General features: G+C 68.6%; 15 protein-coding genes. 11 read left to right on the top strand and 4 right to left on the bottom strand.

Translation table 11 applies throughout. The annotated features are described in order from the left end of the window. Window positions 1-448: 448 nt before the first annotated feature. Window positions 449-1339: a hypothetical protein gene (locus DFR69_RS08110; RefSeq protein WP_110036774.1), complete on the top strand. Its 891-nt coding sequence runs from the start codon at window positions 449-451 to the stop codon at window positions 1337-1339. Window positions 1340-1483: 144 nt separating this feature from the next. On the opposite strand, the gene DFR69_RS08105 is transcribed toward DFR69_RS08110, so the two are convergent. The 4 genes from DFR69_RS08105 to DFR69_RS08095 all read right to left on the bottom strand — a co-directional run bounded on the left by DFR69_RS08105 (window position 1484) and on the right by DFR69_RS08095 (window position 3780). Continuing rightward, on the bottom strand, window positions 1484-1828 hold the full coding sequence (locus tag DFR69_RS08105) for a histone-like nucleoid-structuring protein Lsr2 (RefSeq protein WP_110036773.1): 345 nt from the start codon (window positions 1826-1828) through the stop codon (window positions 1484-1486). 148 nt (window positions 1829-1976) lie between these two features. Further along, complete coding sequence (locus DFR69_RS08100; RefSeq protein WP_110036772.1) at window positions 1977-2747, bottom strand: MmyB family transcriptional regulator; 771 nt, start codon at window positions 2745-2747, stop codon at window positions 1977-1979. Window position 2748: 1 nt separating this feature from the next. Then, window positions 2749-2877, bottom strand: a complete 129-nt coding sequence (locus DFR69_RS35515; RefSeq protein WP_261774494.1) for a hypothetical protein — start codon at window positions 2875-2877, stop codon at window positions 2749-2751. Between the two features lie 69 nt (window positions 2878-2946). Next, window positions 2947-3780 (bottom strand): helix-turn-helix domain-containing protein, encoded by an 834-nt coding sequence (locus DFR69_RS08095; protein WP_110036771.1) that lies wholly within the window; start codon window positions 3778-3780, stop codon window positions 2947-2949. Window positions 3781-4445: 665 nt separating this feature from the next. Between DFR69_RS08095 and DFR69_RS08090 the strand changes: the two genes are divergently transcribed. The 10 genes from DFR69_RS08090 to DFR69_RS35120 form a co-directional block, all read left to right on the top strand. Next, the gene (locus DFR69_RS08090; protein ID WP_146229227.1) at window positions 4446-5354 is read left to right on the top strand and encodes a hypothetical protein; all 909 of its coding nucleotides are present in this window, start codon (window positions 4446-4448) and stop codon (window positions 5352-5354) included. Further along, window positions 5351-6595: a cutinase family protein gene (locus DFR69_RS08085; RefSeq protein ID WP_110036769.1), complete on the top strand. Its 1245-nt coding sequence runs from the start codon at window positions 5351-5353 to the stop codon at window positions 6593-6595. The genes DFR69_RS08090 and DFR69_RS08085 overlap by 4 nt, the downstream gene beginning before the upstream one ends. Beyond that, window positions 6592-7752 carry a lipase family protein gene (locus tag DFR69_RS08080; protein WP_110036768.1) on the top strand — a complete coding sequence of 387 codons (1161 nt, stop codon included), beginning with the start codon at window positions 6592-6594 and terminating at the stop codon, window positions 7750-7752. The genes DFR69_RS08085 and DFR69_RS08080 overlap by 4 nt, the downstream gene beginning before the upstream one ends. A gap of 115 nt (window positions 7753-7867) precedes the next feature. Continuing rightward, window positions 7868-8614: a DUF8176 domain-containing protein gene (locus DFR69_RS08075; RefSeq protein ID WP_110036767.1), complete on the top strand. Its 747-nt coding sequence runs from the start codon at window positions 7868-7870 to the stop codon at window positions 8612-8614. Between the two features lie 11 nt (window positions 8615-8625). Continuing rightward, entirely contained in the window at window positions 8626-10500 is a 1875-nt protein-coding gene (locus DFR69_RS08070; RefSeq protein WP_110036766.1) for an AfsR/SARP family transcriptional regulator, read from the top strand. A gap of 754 nt (window positions 10501-11254) precedes the next feature. Further along, on the top strand, window positions 11255-12469 hold the full coding sequence (locus DFR69_RS08065; protein WP_110036765.1) for an AAA family ATPase: 1215 nt from the start codon (window positions 11255-11257) through the stop codon (window positions 12467-12469). Between the two features lie 46 nt (window positions 12470-12515). Next, the gene (locus tag DFR69_RS08055) at window positions 12516-14360 is read left to right on the top strand and encodes a VWA domain-containing protein (protein WP_279629844.1); all 1845 of its coding nucleotides are present in this window, start codon (window positions 12516-12518) and stop codon (window positions 14358-14360) included. A 99-nt stretch (window positions 14361-14459) separates the two neighbouring features. Continuing rightward, window positions 14460-14762: a hypothetical protein gene (locus tag DFR69_RS08050; protein ID WP_110036764.1), complete on the top strand. Its 303-nt coding sequence runs from the start codon at window positions 14460-14462 to the stop codon at window positions 14760-14762. A gap of 421 nt (window positions 14763-15183) precedes the next feature. Continuing rightward, window positions 15184-15561, top strand: a complete 378-nt coding sequence (locus DFR69_RS33885; protein ID WP_146229226.1) for an effector-associated constant component EACC1 — start codon at window positions 15184-15186, stop codon at window positions 15559-15561. Next, window positions 15558-16430, top strand: an 873-nt coding sequence (locus DFR69_RS35120; protein WP_146229234.1) for a caspase family protein, incomplete at its 3' end; no start/stop codon positions are given. The genes DFR69_RS33885 and DFR69_RS35120, both read left to right, overlap by 4 nt.

Raw genomic sequence — 16430 nt, 5'->3', positions numbered from 1 at the left:
CATGTCGACGTCCGCAAACGGAGCCGATCGCGGCGATCGAGACAACGTGGGACCGTTGCCTGCGCTACCGGCGGGACCTTCGGCTCCCGGCGTTGGTCGTGCCCCGAACGGAGCGGATCATCGTGCGCTGCCGCGACCGCGTTGTGGGCGCGGTGGTAGCTCCGACGACACTGGGAAAGCCTGCGATGGCGCAGCTGGCGGCGGGATTCGTCGTCGCCCATACGTGGTCATCGCGGATGACGTTTCTGACCGCTCCTGGCGATCAAAGTGACATAGAGTCTCTCAGTCGGGCCTTGCTGCGCAGCAACATCGCAACCGATGCCGCCGCGGTTGTGCTGCCATCGCCTCGCGATGAGCGCTGCGGATACCGGCAGTGGGAATCGCCACCGTGCCCCGGACCTCTGCTGCCGATGTTGACGGTGATCGAGGCGATTCTCGGAGTGAGTCGATGAGCGTGCCCGTGTTCGCGTATTACCGGCGACCGTTGGTGCGTGACCGGATTCGGTCGGTCGAGGCCCGGATCGCCGAGGTCGCTGCGGGCTATGGGTGTGGTGACCCTGCTGTCCGGACGTTCGTGGAGTTCGAGTCGCCGATTCGTCTGCTGTGGTCACTGGGGGAGTTCCTGGATCAACGGGTCGACGCCGACATCGCCGGGCAGGTGCGTCACCTGGCTCGGGTCCATGGCTATGACTACGACAAGATGTTCAGCTATCCGACTCCCGCGCCTGCGCTGTGGCAACTGATCTCCCGGCTGGAGGCCGTCGGCGGCGGCGTCGTATTGATTCCCTCGATACACCATCTAGCCGACCTCGAAGTTCCGGAATCGCTTATCCTGCAACACCTTTGGAAGAACCTGAACGCCAGTGTCGTCTGGATAGATGTTCCAACCAGGAACGTTCACCAGTCATCCGCGGTTGACCGTCCGCACCCGGACGGTTCCGCGACCGGGCTCCTTGGCGAATTCGAGGTCAGCCCGTTCGGTGCCGCGCTGCGCATGGCTCGCTTCTACAGTGAGGAATGTTTGGAACGATCCGGGTACGCGGCGATGGCAGGCACGATCGATGAACTGATGGTCGCGATTGTCGGCCCGATCGAACGGCGGTGGAGCGGAAACGTCGACCTACTCGATGAGCGGCTGGCGGTCCGGCTGATCAGGCAGGGGAAGTCCCACTTTCTGATTGTCGAGGTGATCGAGACCCGCGATGGCGGTGACGATCCCCTGGACTCAGCGCTGCCGCGAATCGGTGCGCTTGGGATCAGAGTGCACCGCGAAGGTATCTCAGGCGGTGGGACATTGACGCGCTTCGAGGTGCCACTTCCGGGCCTGGTGGGGCGCTGATGTGGGAGCTGGCTCTTCCGATTGTGCCGTGCGTGGCCGTCCTCGTCTGGTGCGTGCGGGATTCGCGATGGATATCGGTGTCCACCCGCTCGCGCCGGCTGGACTCGGCCGGCCGCGGGCGGGTGGTGAGGTCCGCGAACTCGCCTAAGCCGACGCTGCGTCGTAGGCGGCGATGACCTCGGAGGAGATTCGGCCCCGGCTGGACACGGTGTGGCCGTTTTCGCTTGCCCACGCCCGGATCGCCGCGAGATCGCTACGACGAGTCGAGGGAGCCTCCGTCGCGGCCGGTCGTCGGCTCGAAGGCTTGGTGCGGCCGATGCGGCGGGCGTACGGCAGCCACTGGTCGAATGTTTCGCGCAGTTTGGCTGCGTTGGTGGCGGACAGGTCGATTTCGTATGCTGCGCCGTCGATTCCGAAGCTGACGGAATCTTCGGCGACTGATGTGCCGTCGAAGTCGTCGATGAGGGTGACGACTACTTTGCGCGCCATAGCTTTGTATCCTGTTCGTTTGTTTGTCTGGAAGTGCCCGTTGCAGATACTAATTGTGAATCGGGGTCGTGCCTCGGGTCGGATCGAGTGGTCGCGGACGTTGGGCTTCCACCGTGCGGGCGGACATTAGCTTGAACAGCGCTTCGGCTCAACAGGCGATGGCGGTCGCGTTGTAGAGGCCGTGTACGGACAGGATCTCGAAGCACGCGCCGTATTGGTCGATTTCGAGATTCAGGTGGATCGTTTGTGCGGTGCCGGGGAGCCGGAGGCGGAGTGGAATCGACCGGTGCCAGTGGTAGCTGACTTGCAGAGGTGTGGAGTCCCATGCGGCTCGGAAGTCGGGATTGTTGCGCAGTGTCTGGAAGAGGCTTTGTGCTCGGGGAGCGTCGCGGTAGCGGCCGAGCGAGGCACGCAGACTGCGGATGTTGTAGGGCAGGTGTTCGTGCCAGTCCTCGAGGAGGTCGCGGGCGGTGGGTGTGAACATCCATCGCACGATGTTGTGGTCGGCGTCATCGAGGCCGGGCATGATCCGGTAGAAGACCTTGTTGCCGTGCAGGACGTTCTGGAGTGGGTCGAGGTAGGCGCCCATGACCTCGCAGCGGTCGAGGTAGTCGAGGTGGTGGTGGACGCCGTCGTTGGTGAGGTACCGGCGCAGGCCGGTGATCGGTGGTAGCTCGGCGGCGGGGTGCAGCAGGTCTTGCAGGTGTCGCTGTTGGTCGGGGGTGAGGTCGTCGAAGAAGGCGAACAGACCTTTCTGCACCTTGGGGCCTGGTTTGGTGCGGGTCTGAATGATCTGGTTGAGGCGGGAGATGCCGAATCCTGCTTTGTTGGCGGTGGATTCGCGGGATAGCTGGCGCTTGTGGCGCAGGAATTCCAGCGTGTCGTGGAAGTCGGGCATCCCGGATAGCACGAGGGACATGTCAGTGGTCTCGCTTCTGCGGCGGGATCAGGACGATGTCGACGGCGAGCGCAGCACACGGTGCCGGTGGCTGGTTGGCGACGTCGGGATTGGCTCCGCGATGGCGAGTGTGCTGGGGATTGCTGGTCATGGTCGGGCTCCTTCGTTCGGATGTCTCCGCCCGGGACTTCCGGGGGAGTGGTCGTGGGGCGGTGGAGGGTCAGGTGCTGCTCGGCGGCTCGCATGGGTCGGGGTAGACGAAGCAGAACCGCAGATCGGGAGGGCCTTCCGCTCCGACGCCGAGGTGGATACGGATGGTGCGTTGCTCGCCGGTGTCGGGATCACGCACCTGCAGCGGGTGCACGGTCTTGTGGCCGTAGGCGACCTCGATGCTGTCGGTCCACCGCTGTCGAAAAGTGGTTGCCGCGCTGAGCTTCTCGTGCAGCGTTCGTGCGCGGGGACTGTGTCGGTAGATGCCGAACTTCGCGCGCAGAGACGCGACCATGTAGGTAGCGGCGGCGTCCCAGTGCACGAGGAGGGGCTCGGCGGTGGGTGTGGCGGTGCCGGGGTGGAAGAACCACTGGCTGAGGTTGTCGTCGTAGTCGGCAAGCTCGGGCAGCTCGCTGCGGAAGCGCTCGCTGGCATAGACCACGTTCCACAAGGGGTCGAGATACGCACCGACCAAACCCCGCTCATCGAGACGACGCAACGTCGTGTGGTGCTCGCAGGCGACGGGGCGGGCTCGTAGTTCCTCGATCGACGGCAGCGGTAGCGCTGGCCCGGCGAGTTCGCGGGTGTAGCGGGCTTGGGACTCGTTCATGCCGAACCCGGTGATGAACTGCTCGCGCACTGTCGGCGAGGCCGAACGCTCGCCGCGTTCGATCTTCTTGATCAGGTCCTCGCTGACCTGGAGTCGGCCGGCGGCCTCGGCCCGGGTCAGGCCCCGGGCCTCGCGGACGTGTCGGACCCATCGGCGCAGGTCGGGTATCTCGGATGTGGTGCGGCGGGCCTTGCCTCGCCGCGGTCGCCGGGTCGAGCCGGTCCGCCGGTTCATGTGTCAAGCCCCTCCTATTTGAGTCTTCCGTCGCCCCTCCACCACGCGATAGGTTGAAGGGTTCACTCCCCCGAGTTGATTAACTTCTACCAGAAAGGGAACAGCCCGGCCACCGGCGGTTCACTGTGACCTGGCTGACAATTAGCTACGGACCTCCGTGTGGGGCGCACGGAGTATTCTGGGCACCCTTTCCCCGGTGCGGGACACCCGCCGGAAAAATTCTTCGGTGACACTTTTTGTACCTGTTTCGCTGATCGTTGCAGGCCACCGTGTGTGCGTGTGGGGGGACGGAAACTGGTACCGATTTTTGTCCCCGTCAAAAGGGTGGCGCACCAGTGGTTTTCGGGGTTGTGATGGTGAGGCAATCGCTCCTCCTCTGAAAGGGAAGTCATGGACCTCTACACCATCCTGTCGGTTCTCAGCGCCGGTGCGTCACTGGTCTCGAACGTGCTGGCAATCGCCACGCAGGTGCTGCCGTTCTTCTGATCTTAACTGATCATTTTTTGACTACTCAACAAATGATCAGTTAAGCCTCCCGGCTGCGATCCCGCCGGGAGCCGGGAATCTCCCGGCGGGATCGGCCGCTTCATTCGCCTCAAAACTTCCTATTACTTCTCTACTTCATTCATTCCTTCCCTTCCTTTACCTGAAAGGAGTCATTTGTCATGTCCAAAAACGGTGCTACATCATCCGCGTTCGTGTCCGTCGGGTCGTTCGCTGGTGCCGGAGGCCGGTGCATTCGCCGAGGCCAGGAGGGCTGGATGCTGTGGGGTGGCCGTGCGGTCGCTGTGGGTGCGGTACCGGTGCTGATGGTGTTGGCCGCCCAGCCCGCGAGTGCGATGGCGCCGCTGGCTCCGATCGCGGATCAGCCCGGCGTCACCGTCCCGGCCCAACCCGGAACCACTGCTCCCGCACCGCCTCCGGCCCCGGTCGAGCCGGAACCTCCGGTGTATGTGGAACAGCCGCCCGAGATTCGCAACGGGCCGGAACCGCGCCCGGAACCCTCACCCGCGCCCGCCCCGCCGGTGTATCTGATGGAGTTGCACTCGCCGGAGCCGGTGGAACCGGTCGCGCCGATCGAACCGCCGCCGGACACGATCCGGGTCGGGACGGCGGTGTTCCCCGATCCGGAATGGTTGCCCCCGGAGGTCGGCGACACGATCAACACCGTCAGCGCCGACCTGGAAGCCCAGGCCGCGACGTTCCTGGACTCGGTCGGGCTGCCCGCTGGGCGTTCGGACCGCGTTGCCGGTGCCACTGTCGCCGGGGCCGGGGCCGGTGGCGCGATCGGCGGTGCTATCACCGGTGCTCCGGCAGCGGCACTGGGTGCTGTCGTGGGTGGGCTCGCGGGAGGCACGATCGGCGGGATCGCCGGGGCCGCGATCGGCACCGTGATCGCGATCCCGGTGATCGGCACCGTCACCTCCGGCGTGGCCGGTACCGCGCTGGGAGCAGCGGCCGGGGCCGCAGCCGGGGCCGCCGTGGCTGGTGTGCCTGCCGCAGCGCTGGGGGCCTTGGTTGGCGGCACAGTTGGGGCGGGCTTCGGTGCCGGGGTGGGGGTCGGGCAGCCATGACCGGTCTACGCCTGCTCACAACCACAACCGTCGCCGCCCTCGCCGCGGTCCTCGGCCCCACGAGCGCGGGCCCGGCGAGCGCGCAGCCCGAGGTCGCCGGCCAGAGCTGCCCGGCCCTGTGGGTCCTCGGTGTGCAGGGCACTTCCGAGTCGTCTCCGAACGCTTCCGAGACCGCCGATTCCGGGATGCTCGGTCACTTGCTCGGCCCGGTCGCCGCCGCCGACCCGAGTCTGCTCGCGCGCTCCTACATCAGCTACCCGGCCTCGTTCGGCGGCGCACCGGGCACCGGGGACGGCACCGCCCCGTACTCGGCCTCAGCCAGCACCGGCCTGAACACGCTGCTCGCCGAGTCCGAGCGTGTCGCGGGAATCTGCCCGGGGACCTCGCAGGCGATCGTCGGCTATTCCCAAGGCGCACAAGTCGCTTCGGGGTTCGCGCAGATGGTCGGGGCCAGGGAAGGCCCCGTGGCGCCAGAGCGAGTCGCCGCGATGATCCTCTATTCCGACCCCGACCGCGCTCCCGGCTCGCCGGTGATCGCGGGCCGCCCCGGACAGACGAGCCCGGACCCGGCCCCTGGCACGAGCGGGGCGGCGGTGTCACGGGTGAACCTGAGCAGCGCCGTCGCCTCCGGCGGTGGGATCGCCACCACCTACGGGGTCGATTACGGGGCCCTCACCGGCCGGGTCGCCGACATCTGCGTCGAGGGCGATCTCAGCTGCGCGGCACCGGATCGCGCCGCGCTGCTGCGGGTGGCCGCCCAGATCGCGGCCCAGGCGGACCTGCGCGATCCCGTGGCCGCGATCGGCTCCATCCAGAACCTGCTCTCGGGCGCGCTGGGTGATGCCTGGACCACCGTGGTGCTCAACGACTTCCAGACCGGGCCGGGCACCGTCGCTTATGTGCCCGCGGCGAGTCTGGCCGACCGGCTCACCGAGGCCGCCGACTCCCGTACCCCGGCACCGGGCCCGGCCGAGACCGCCGCCGCGACCGCGCGGTGGGCCGAGATCACGGCCACGGTCGCCGCCAACCCGCTGGCCACGTTGCCGCCGCTGGCGGCGGGACTGTCGGCGGCGTGGGGCCAGCTCGTCTCCGACAATGCCGACTTGGTCAATCCTGCGGTGTTGTTGCGCTACACCGACATTCCTGCCCGCCACACCGGCTATGCCGCCAACGGGCTCATCGCCAGCGGGGCCGCGTGGCTGACCGCCGCTGCCCACGACCTCGCCGGAGGTAACTCATGACCGTCAGCGACTTCTATCAGACACCGCTCCTGCGCGAGGGCGTCCGACCGGGTGACATCGTCCGCGCCAGACCGGTTTTCGCGCCGCAGCTGGCGGGCGCGGCCGGGGCCTGGCAGCTCGTCTACGTCTCCACCGATTCCCGGTCCCAGCCGATCGCCGCCTCGGCCATCGTGCTGATCCCCGAAGCGGTCCCGGAGCCGGGAACCGGGGCAATCTTGCTCTACACCATGCCGTTTCGTGGCCTCGGCGGGCGCTGCGCACCCTCACAACTGCTGGCCACCGGCGCCGAGTCCGACCTCGCCGGCATCGACGCCGCGCTCGCGCGAGGTTGGGTCGTGGCCATCCCCGACGGGCAAGGACTCGGGGCGGGCACCGGCCCGCACACGTTCCTCGCCGCCCGCGCCGCTGGTGCGAAACCGGTCCTCGACCTGGCCCGCGCGGTCTACCGCGCCAGCGATCTGGACCTGCCGGTCGCGCCGGTGGTGGCGTGGGGATACGCCGACGGAGGGCGGGTCGCGGCGGTCGCGGGGGAACTACAGCCCTGGTACGCCCCCGAGATCGACCTGCGCGGTGTCGCCGCCGGAGCGGTGTTCTCCGACCTCGCGGTCCTGGCTCCGCTGGTCGGCCGGGGCACCAGCACCGGTCTCGCGGGGCTGGCATTCGCCGGGCTGATCGGGCTGTCGCACGCCTACAACCAGCTCCCGCTGCGGCACGTCCTCAACGAAGCCGGGCTCGTCGCCGCTGCCGAAGCCCGCCATCTCACCGCCGCCGAACTCGTGCAGCGCTTTCCCGAGCCGCTGGCGCACTGGTGCCGCGAACCCGACCCGTGGAACGACCACTGGTGGCAGCGAGTCCTCGCCCTGGAATCGCTGGCGCACGTGAAATCCGATGTGCCGCTGCACCTCTACCACGGCGAGCTGGACCTGGTCGTGCCGGTGCGCTCGGGACGCAAGGCGATGATCGCCTACCGGCAGCGCGGCACGAGAGTGGACTGGCGTGAATACGACGGCGACCACCGCTCCACCGCGCATTGGGCCATCTCCGATGTCCTGGCCAGGCTCACCACCGACATCCTCAACGGCCCAGTAACCCAACCGACCCCGACTCCCACCCAGGCGTCGGACGAGGCCGAGGCCGAGATGCGGCCCAGCGCGTGAGCCGCCCCTGAACCCCTCCGGGGGAACCTGCCCGCACCCCGGCACCCCACTTCCCCCACCACCGGGGTGCGGGCAGGCCCCGGAGACACCCCCGATCCGAGTCGAGGCGAGATGAATGCCGAGGTACCCGCACAACCCACCTGAGAACGAGGACGACGAGGTCCAAGCCTGGGTCGAGCTGCCCCCGGCTGTTGTGGACCTGCGCCTCGTCGCCGACACCGGCACCGACCACGACGTCGATGAGCACGTTCTGCCGGAGGAGTTCTGGTTCGACCTCGACCGGATACGCACGACTCCCGACGCGGCCGACACCGCCCCGGTTCCCCGACGGGGGACCGGATTGGCGGACCGGCTGCCGCGCAGTGCCTGGGCCGCGCTGGCGGCCACTGTCGCCGTCCTGGCCGGGGTCCTGCTACTGCCGACCGGCACATCCGGCGACATCGGCGCACAGGTGCCATCCACTGCCGCTCCGCCTTCCTCGACCACTCCTGTGCAAGGCCCGTGCACCGGCCTCACCGGTGAGGTGGTCACCGAAAGCGCCGGTGACCCCGCCACTCTGGCCGGGGTCATCGCCTCCTTCGAGGCCGCCTACTACATCCACCGCGACGCCGGGAAGGCGATGCCGCTGCTCGCGCCCGAGAGCGGCATCACCTTCGAGGGACTCGCCGCGGGCATCGCCTCCGTCCCGCCCGGCACCCGCCACTGCGTCGCGATCACCCCGATCGCCCCGACGGCTGCCAACGTCCACATCGCCGAGATTCGCCCGGACCGCACCCGAACGGACTACCTCCAGCTGATCAACACCCGCCCCGCCGACACCGGGGGCGCGCTGCTGATCTCCAACGTCCAGAAGCAGGGATAGGAGCCCCACCGATGAGGCCGCAGGCGCCCTACCTGATCGCCGTCGCCGGACTGAGCTCACGCGCGGGAACCACCACGACCACCGTCGCGCTCGCCCACACCTGGCCCGGCCCCGAAACCGCCCTCATCGTCGAAGCCGACCCCGCAGGCGGCCAACTCGCCGAAATAGTCGGCGCGGACCCACATCTCGGCTCGGCGAGCTTGGCCCGCCGAAAGGCTCTCGGTGTGCTCGTCACCAGGGACCTGCTGGCCCAGCACGTCCAGTATCTGCGCGGCGGGCAAGCGTTCCTCGCAGCGCCGCCCGGACTCGACCCCGAAGATCCGGTCCCGGCCGCTGCACTGCTGACCGATCCGGAGCGGGGCTGGCGGGAGTTCGGTGCGACGGTGTTCGCCGATTGTGGTGTTCCCGAGCCGGGTGCGCCCGCGCATCCGGTCGTCGCCGCCGCCGATGCCGCCCTGTTCGTGGTGCGCGCCGAGTACATCGAACCCGAGACTGCCGCGCAGCGGGTCCTCGATCTGACCCGCCGTCGACGCCCCCGGGGCATTGTGGTCATCGGGGGCAGCCGCGCCTACATCGACGCAATCGGGTTCCCCGTCGTGGGCGAGCTCCCTGCCTCCCACTCTGGGGCCCGTGCTCTGCTGACCGGCCGCCGCTCCCGCCAGCATCTGATCGCGCCCGCACGCGACGCGATCAGCGCCGTGGAGAGCCAATTGCGCCGTTACGAACGCACCGGCCAGTTCGACCCACCCCACATCGGACAAGCTGCCCGCCAACGCCAACGCCAAGGCCGTCCGGTCCAGCGCAGACACCGCAATGAGGACGGGCCCAGGATCTACAGCATCGACCCGCCCACCGTGCCGACACCGCTCGCGCGCCCCATACCGGCCGAGCCGGTCCCGGTCGACGTCGCAGAACCCCCGCCTTCCCCGGCCCGCGAGCCTGCGCGTGTCGACACTGGCGAGGCCGCCGGCGACTCACGCGAGACCGACCTCGCCGCGGCGCCCGAGCCCGTCCTCGACACCCACACCGCACCACTCGAGCCTGCGCCAGCCGAGCCTGAGCCGAACCCGGCACCGCACCCCGTCCCAGCACCGGCGGAGGTTCCGGCGTTGCGGGTGCGGGTGTTCGGGCCGACCCGGGTCTTCTGGCGTGTGCCCGAATCCGGGGAGAGCGTGGAGATCACCGGCCAGCTGCAACCGCGTCTGCGCGAGCTGCTGGCAGTGCTGGCCCTGCATCCGAGCGGGTTGTCGCGCAGTCAGCTGACCGAGCTGTTGTGGGGAGAACGCCCTGCCGATCGCTCCTCGGGCGTGCTGACCAACACCCTGAGCCGACTCCGCAGCGCCCTCGGTGCCGCGACCGGAGGCCGGTTCACCGAGCCCTTGGCCGAGGACCGGGTGCACTACCGGCTTTCCACGACCGCGGTGAGTGTGGACTGGTGGGACTTCACCGCCGCAGTCACCGCACGCCGTCGCGCCAGCAACGACACCGACCGCACCGCCGCGTGCCGGGCGATCACCGCCATCGCCACCGAAGAACTCGCCCTCGACCTCACCGACGCCTGGACCGAACCGATCCGGGAATCCGCGCGCCGCGACACTCACAACGCCCTGGGCTGGCTGGCCACCCACGACGCCGAGCACGACCCCCGCGCCACGCTCGAACTGCTCGAGACCACCGCCCAGACCGACCCCTACAACGAAGCGCTCTGGCGCGACATCCTGCGCCAGCACGCACGCCTGGGCGAATACCCGGCCCTCAACCGCGCCTACGCCTTGCTGACCCGCAAACTCGCCGAGATCGGCGAAACGCCGAGCAGAGAAACCCTTCAACTCCTCGAACACCTCCGCCAAGGTGAAGTCCCCGATCCGGGCACACCCAGCCGCTGAAGAAACCGGCAGAAAACCGTAGAATGAAACCGCTGATCGAATAGAATTCGACACGAACCATATTCGTTGTCTGCAAATTAGTGCGCTCGGTGATCTGTGTGGTGATGTGGCGACTCCTGTTGTTGATGCTTTATCCCGCTCCACCATTCACCTAATTCTTTTCCTGCGCGAGTTTCCGCCTTTTATTGGGCGTCGAATGGCCTGCGCATTCGACGCTGGCAACCTGGGGGGAAATGTGGGGGGAAACGTGGGGGGTTGTGTGGGGGGCCTTCAAAGGGCCCCGGCAGGCTCGCCTATATGTCCAGGTAGATAGCAACATCCGTCGGCGGGTGTCATCCAGGATTGTCTATACACAAAGCTGTATAGACATGCGTCGGCGTCGGTCGCTGTCGCCTCTCCTGTTCTCCCGGGCTACTAACTATTCTCACATTTATCGTGTTCCCGTTCCTTTTCTGTTCTTCCCGTTCTAATTCTTTGAATCATCTTCTTTTTGCCTGGCTTGGCGGTGGGGCTGGGTCGCGATTTCGCGGCGTGGTGCGCATTTCATTCGCGGCTTGCCTTGTTCGCGAGGTTGGCCTCGCGGACAATTTCGAAGAATTTCCGGCGAATTGGGGTTGTGAGGCTGTTCGAGGTCGAGCTAGCGTCGATCCCGTTCCCGGAATTCGCCGGGAAATTCGCAGAAATCCGAATGGCGGCCACGCCGCACGTATGCCGAAAACCGGCGCGAATTCGGAACGGAATTGCAGGAGTCGCAATGCCCACCACACCCGCCACCCCCGCCGCAACCGCTGCACCGGCCGCCGGTCGTCTGCCCAACGGTGAACTCCGCCGCATGGTGGCCGCCGCGCTGGCCGCCGACCCCGTCCGCGAACAGTCGCCCCGCGAAATCGCCACGGGGCTCGGCCGGTCTTCCGGCGCGGTCGGCAACGCTCTCGAGGCGTTGACCGCCGCCGGGCACGCCGAACGCACCTCGGCCGCGCCCCGCCGCTACCGCGCCACTGCCACCACGACTACCGCCGCCGCCCCGGCCACCCCGGCGGCAACGGCCCCGGCCCCCGCCGCGCCTGCCACCCCGGCGGCCCCGGCCCCCAGCAAGCCGCAACCGGCCCGCCGCACCAAGAAAACCGCCACCCCGGCCCCGGCCGCGCCCGCCGCACCGGCGGCCCCGGCCCGCACGGGTAACACGGTGGCCCGGCCGAACGGGCAGGACTACCACCTGCGCAAGCTCGCCGGACGAGCCGATGTGGAGGTGTTGCAGACCATGCGGGCCGCCGAGGTGCCGGTGCTGCTGTACGGGCCTCCCGGCACCGGGAAGACCTCGCTCATCGAGGCCGCCTACGGCGACCTGCTCACGGTGCAGGGCGACGGGGACACCACGGTCGCCGATTTCGTGGGCGAGTACACCCAAACCCCCGACGGCCGTTTCGTGTTCATGGACGGCCCGCTGGTCCGGGCGATGAAAGAGGGTCGGGTGCTGTTCATCGATGACGCGACCCTGATCTCCCCGACCGTGCTGGCGGCGGTGTATCCCGCGATGGACGGCCGAAAAGAGCTGGTGGTCAAAGCAACCGGCGAGGTGGTCAAAGCCGAGCCCGGGTTCTTCGTGGTGGCAGGCCACAACCCCGGCGTGCACGGGGCCATCCTGTCGGATGCGCTGAGTTCGCGGTTCGCGTTCCAGGTGCGCGTGGTGTCCGACCTCGACCTGGCTGCGCAGCTCGGTGTGGAACGTCGCGCGGTAAAAGTGGCGCGCGAGCTGGCCGCCCGGCAGGCCAAGGGCGAGGTCGGGTGGGCCCCGCAACTGCGCGAGCTGTTGGCGTTCCGCAAGATCGCCGCCGCCACCGACCCCGACACCGCGATGGCCAACCTCCTCGGGGCCGCCCCCGAAGAGGACCGCGACGTGGTGGCCGCCGTGATGAAAACCGTGTGCGGCACCACCCACACCCCGCTCGCCCTCGGCCCCCGCCTGTAGCCACCGCCCCACCCGCCGCACACACGCCCGAAAGGTATTGCCCGCCATGACCGGCCACGTGATCACCGCCCCCGCCCCCGCTAGCTCCGCCGGGCCCGCCGGGCCCGGCGCGCCCGCTGCCCCGGGCACCGCCCCCGCCACCGCTTCCGCCCCGGCCGACGCCGGGGCGGGGGCGGGGGCGGCCCCCGCCGCGCCTGCCACCCCCGCCCCCGCATCGGTGCCCGTCACCGGGGGATGGGCCACCCTATCGGCCGCCATGACCGCCGAGGTTCCACCCATCGCCGACCGTGACGATTTGACAGTGAGCATCGCCCCCGGTGCCGCGTTCGGGCACCCGGCGGTGTTCGTGCCCGCACTGCGCGCCATCGAACTCGACGGGGCCCGACTCAAGATCAACCCGGCCACCGCGCACCCGGCCCGCAACAGCGACCGCAACCGCTACCCGGCGGTGTGGGGCGCGCTGGTGCACGAGTGCGCGCACGCCAAACACTCGGTGTGGCGGGCCCCGTTGCTGGCGCACCCGGAGGTGGTGAAGGCGGCCGATTTGCTCGAGGAGTCGCGTATCGAGGCCGCCCAGGTTCGCCGCCGCCCCGACGATCGGCATTGGTTGCGCGCCAGCGCCACCGAGATCGTGATCGGCGACAACGGCGGCCAGACCGCCGCCGCGCATCTCCCACGCACCGCCTACGCTGCCGCGCACAACGCCGCCCTCGTGCTGGGGCGGGTCGATGCCGGGGTGTTGAAAGAGTCCGAGTGCGGGCCGCTGGTGCGCGAGCTCGAGTCCATCCTCGGCACCGACACCCTCGAAAAGTTGCGGGCGATCTGGCGTGAGGCGCACACCGTGGCCGATGCCGACACCGCCGCCATGCTCGAGCTCGGGCGGCGCTGGTTCGACATCGTGGGCCCCGAACCGCACGCCACCCCGATACCGAGCTCACTGTTGGGCGCGGCTATCGAGGCCACCGCCGCCGCCATCGCCCGCGAGGTCGCGGCCAACCCGGTTCCCGCCGACCCGGCCGAGTCCGCCGCCGCCGCGCGCGAGGCTGCCGCCGCCACCGCCAAGGAGGCACAACTCATGGCCGAGCACGTGTTCGGCGATGGTGAGGTACCGGCCCGTTCGCGCACGGTGGCCCGCACCCGTACCGCGCTGACCACGGAACAGAGCGCCGCGAGGGTGCTGGCCCGTGCGCTGGACACCGCCGCCGCCCGGGAACGCGCCACGGTGAAAACGACCTCGGTGGTGCCGCCGGGGCGGGTGCGGATGCGCGGTGTGCTGGCCCGGCAAGCTCAGCTCGCGGCCGGGGCCATCCCGAGCGCCGAGCCTTTCACCCGCACCGCTCGCAAGCCCAGCCCTCACCCGCCGCTGCAGGTCGGCATCGCGTGCGATGTGTCCTCATCGATGAGCGCGTTCGCCGCGCCGGTGTCCTCGGCCGCGTGGATCATCGCCCGCGCCGCCGAGCTGGCCGCGCTGCCCGCCACCACCGCGACCGTGACGTTCGGCGCGAGGGTCACCCCCATCACCTACCCCGGCACCGCCCCCGCCCAGGTGTCGGAGTTCGGTTGCCCGGACAAATACCACGCCCTCGGTGCTGCGACGGTCGCACTCGACGGGGCCCTGGGCCTGTCACGGCCCGGTGCGACCCGGCTGCTGGTCATCATCTCCGACGGCATCTACCGGGACTACGAACGCGAGGCCGCCCAACGCCGAGTCGACGCCGTACGCGCGGCGGGGTGCGCGGTGCTGTGGCTGGCACCGAACACCGGCAGACGCCCCGGCCGCCCCGGGGCCCCGACTCCGCTGAACGGGGCGACCGTGCACGTGGTCACCGACCCGGCCACCACCGCCACCGCGATCGCGCGCGCCATCACCGCCGCCGTGCGCGCCGCCTAGACCCCTGGCCCCGGGCACAGCACGTGCCCGGGGACACCCGGCCCGACCATCAACAACCCAGCCCGCCCCGCACCCGGGGCGGCAACTGCAGGAGACACCGTGACCGATCCCGCGATTCCCACCACCGCCGCGCTCGACGCGATCTACGTGATCGCCAACGCCGTCACCGGCGGCCAGTTCATCATCTACGGACCCGGCCCGCACGACGAGCGTGGCATGTTCACCGTGGCGCACGTGACCGGCGGCTACGCCGCGCCACGTATCCACCTCGTCCATCCCGACGACATCGCCGCCTACGCCGCCGGGGCCGCCGACAAGCTGCGCAAGGGCTCGCACGGCCACGCCGCGACGGTGTGGCTCGACCACACCACCGGCACCCTCCACGAGCGCCTCAGCCGATGAGCGCGTCAGCGAGCCAACCGAACTCGAACCGCGAACAGGAGCACCTCGCGTGAGAGACACTCGCACCCATGACGAGGACGGTGTCATCAAACCGGGAGCTAAACTCAGCGGCAACGACTACCTCGTGGTCAAGTTGAGGTAAAGCGCCGAGGGCAACCATGTCGGCAGGATCCACACCCGCCACGTTAGAGCGTTGACCGGGGGCAGCAGAAAGGCCCGGTGGGTTCCGCCGAAACGGAGACGATCCAACCGAGCATGCCCAATCAAGATACCTACACTTCCCCTACAACTCCACGAGCAGGGAGTCCTTAGCCCGCCGGGTCGAGCCGCTCTGGCGAGTGGCCTACAACCCGGGCGGGTTCCGTCGACGACAAACTCAGAGCGCGTGACCTAGCGTCGCTATCCACGGCAAGATTGCTCCATGCCAGAAGCGAACGGCCAGTTGACTATCCACACCACCGGGGGCGCAGATGAGTTGCTGCAGCTGCTGGACTGGTTTCGCCACGACGACGTGCTACGAGGACGGGTCAGTACACCGCCGACTCGGATTCGCGACGCGCAGATGGGCGACCTCTACGACGTGCTGATGGTGGCACTCGGAACGGGAGGACTCGCGCCCGCGCTGACACGGTCGCTGACCACATGGCTGACCCACCGCCGCTCCGACGTAACCGTAACGGTCACCCGCAACAGCGACGGCACCTCGGTGACCCTTGACGGCAACCGGATCAAATCGCCGGAGGTGTTGCGCGAGCTCCGCGACATCCTCGATGGGGCCGACCCAGACAACCCGCAGTGACCCCGCTCTCCGAACGCCGCGGCTCTCGTGCAGTCCTGATCGGGGTCGCCGAATACACCCACCCTGAGGTGTCGAATCTGACTGCAGTGGCCACAAACCTCACCGATCTGGCGCAGGTGTTGACTGCCGCGGACGGAGGTGGCTTCGAGCCGAAGCACTGCGTCACTGTCACCAACCCCGACCGTCGTAGACACGTCGGGGAAGCCATCAGTCGCGCGGGCCGCGAAGCGACCGATGTCCTGCTGGTGTATTACGCAGGACACGGCATGCTCGACCGTCGTGGCCGACTTCATCTCGCGCTGACCGACAGCGATCCTGATGACATCACGTGGAGCTCAGTGCAGTTCGACATGCTGCGTGAAGCGATCGTCGACAGCGGTGCCCGTGTCCGGATCCTCATTTTGGACTGCTGCTTCTCCGGCCGTGCATTCGAGGCTATGAGCAGCACTTCCAGCCTAGTCGCCGGCCAGGTCGAAATCAGCGGTACCTACGTCATTACTTCCTCCGGTGCGAACGAAACGTCGTTCGCACCGGCAGGGGACCGCAACACCGCCTTCACCGCAGCACTGCTGACAGCAGCGGCCGCGGGTCCTGGGTTGACTCTCGAAGAGGTCTATCGTCGAACCGATCAGCTCCTCATGCGCAACGGACATCCCCGGCCCAAGCGTCGCAGCGTAGACGTTGCTGGCGAGGTTCGCTTGTTCGGCAGCCGCACAGACGAAGTGGAGCTGCGCCGCGCGGCCGGAACGGGGCATGTTGACTCGATGGGCTCCCTTGCGCGGATGCTCCTTGAACGTGGTGAGTTGGCCGAAGCCGAAACCTGGTACCGCCGTGCTTCCAAGGCCGGCAGCACGCTTGCGATGCATAAC

The organism is Nocardia neocaledoniensis, assembly GCF_003182135.1.
Classification (GTDB): Bacteria; Actinomycetota; Actinomycetes; order Mycobacteriales; family Mycobacteriaceae; genus Nocardia; species Nocardia neocaledoniensis.
The sequence above is the reverse complement of the archived record's forward strand: the minus strand, read 5'-3'. Positions and strand labels throughout refer to the sequence as shown.

Excerpts from the sequence above, each read along its gene's own strand:
- DFR69_RS08110 (WP_110036774.1), top strand. The coding sequence starts at position 449 with ATGAGCGTGCCCGTGTTCGCGTATTACCGGCGACCGTTGGTGCGTGAC.
- DFR69_RS08105 (WP_110036773.1), bottom strand. The coding sequence starts at position 1,828 with ATGGCGCGCAAAGTAGTCGTCACCCTCATCGACGACTTCGACGGCACA.
- DFR69_RS08100 (WP_110036772.1), bottom strand. The coding sequence starts at position 2,747 with ATGTCCCTCGTGCTATCCGGGATGCCCGACTTCCACGACACGCTGGAA.
- DFR69_RS35515 (WP_261774494.1), bottom strand. The coding sequence starts at position 2,877 with ATGACCAGCAATCCCCAGCACACTCGCCATCGCGGAGCCAATCCCGAC.
- DFR69_RS08095 (WP_110036771.1), bottom strand. The coding sequence starts at position 3,780 with ATGAACCGGCGGACCGGCTCGACCCGGCGACCGCGGCGAGGCAAGGCC.
- DFR69_RS08090 (WP_146229227.1), top strand. The coding sequence starts at position 4,446 with ATGTCCAAAAACGGTGCTACATCATCCGCGTTCGTGTCCGTCGGGTCG.
- DFR69_RS08085 (WP_110036769.1), top strand. The coding sequence starts at position 5,351 with ATGACCGGTCTACGCCTGCTCACAACCACAACCGTCGCCGCCCTCGCC.
- DFR69_RS08080 (WP_110036768.1), top strand. The coding sequence starts at position 6,592 with ATGACCGTCAGCGACTTCTATCAGACACCGCTCCTGCGCGAGGGCGTC.
- DFR69_RS08075 (WP_110036767.1), top strand. The coding sequence starts at position 7,868 with ATGCCGAGGTACCCGCACAACCCACCTGAGAACGAGGACGACGAGGTC.
- DFR69_RS08070 (WP_110036766.1), top strand. The coding sequence starts at position 8,626 with ATGAGGCCGCAGGCGCCCTACCTGATCGCCGTCGCCGGACTGAGCTCA.
- DFR69_RS08065 (WP_110036765.1), top strand. The coding sequence starts at position 11,255 with ATGCCCACCACACCCGCCACCCCCGCCGCAACCGCTGCACCGGCCGCC.
- DFR69_RS08055 (WP_279629844.1), top strand. The coding sequence starts at position 12,516 with ATGACCGGCCACGTGATCACCGCCCCCGCCCCCGCTAGCTCCGCCGGG.
- DFR69_RS33885 (WP_146229226.1), top strand. The coding sequence starts at position 15,184 with ATGCCAGAAGCGAACGGCCAGTTGACTATCCACACCACCGGGGGCGCA.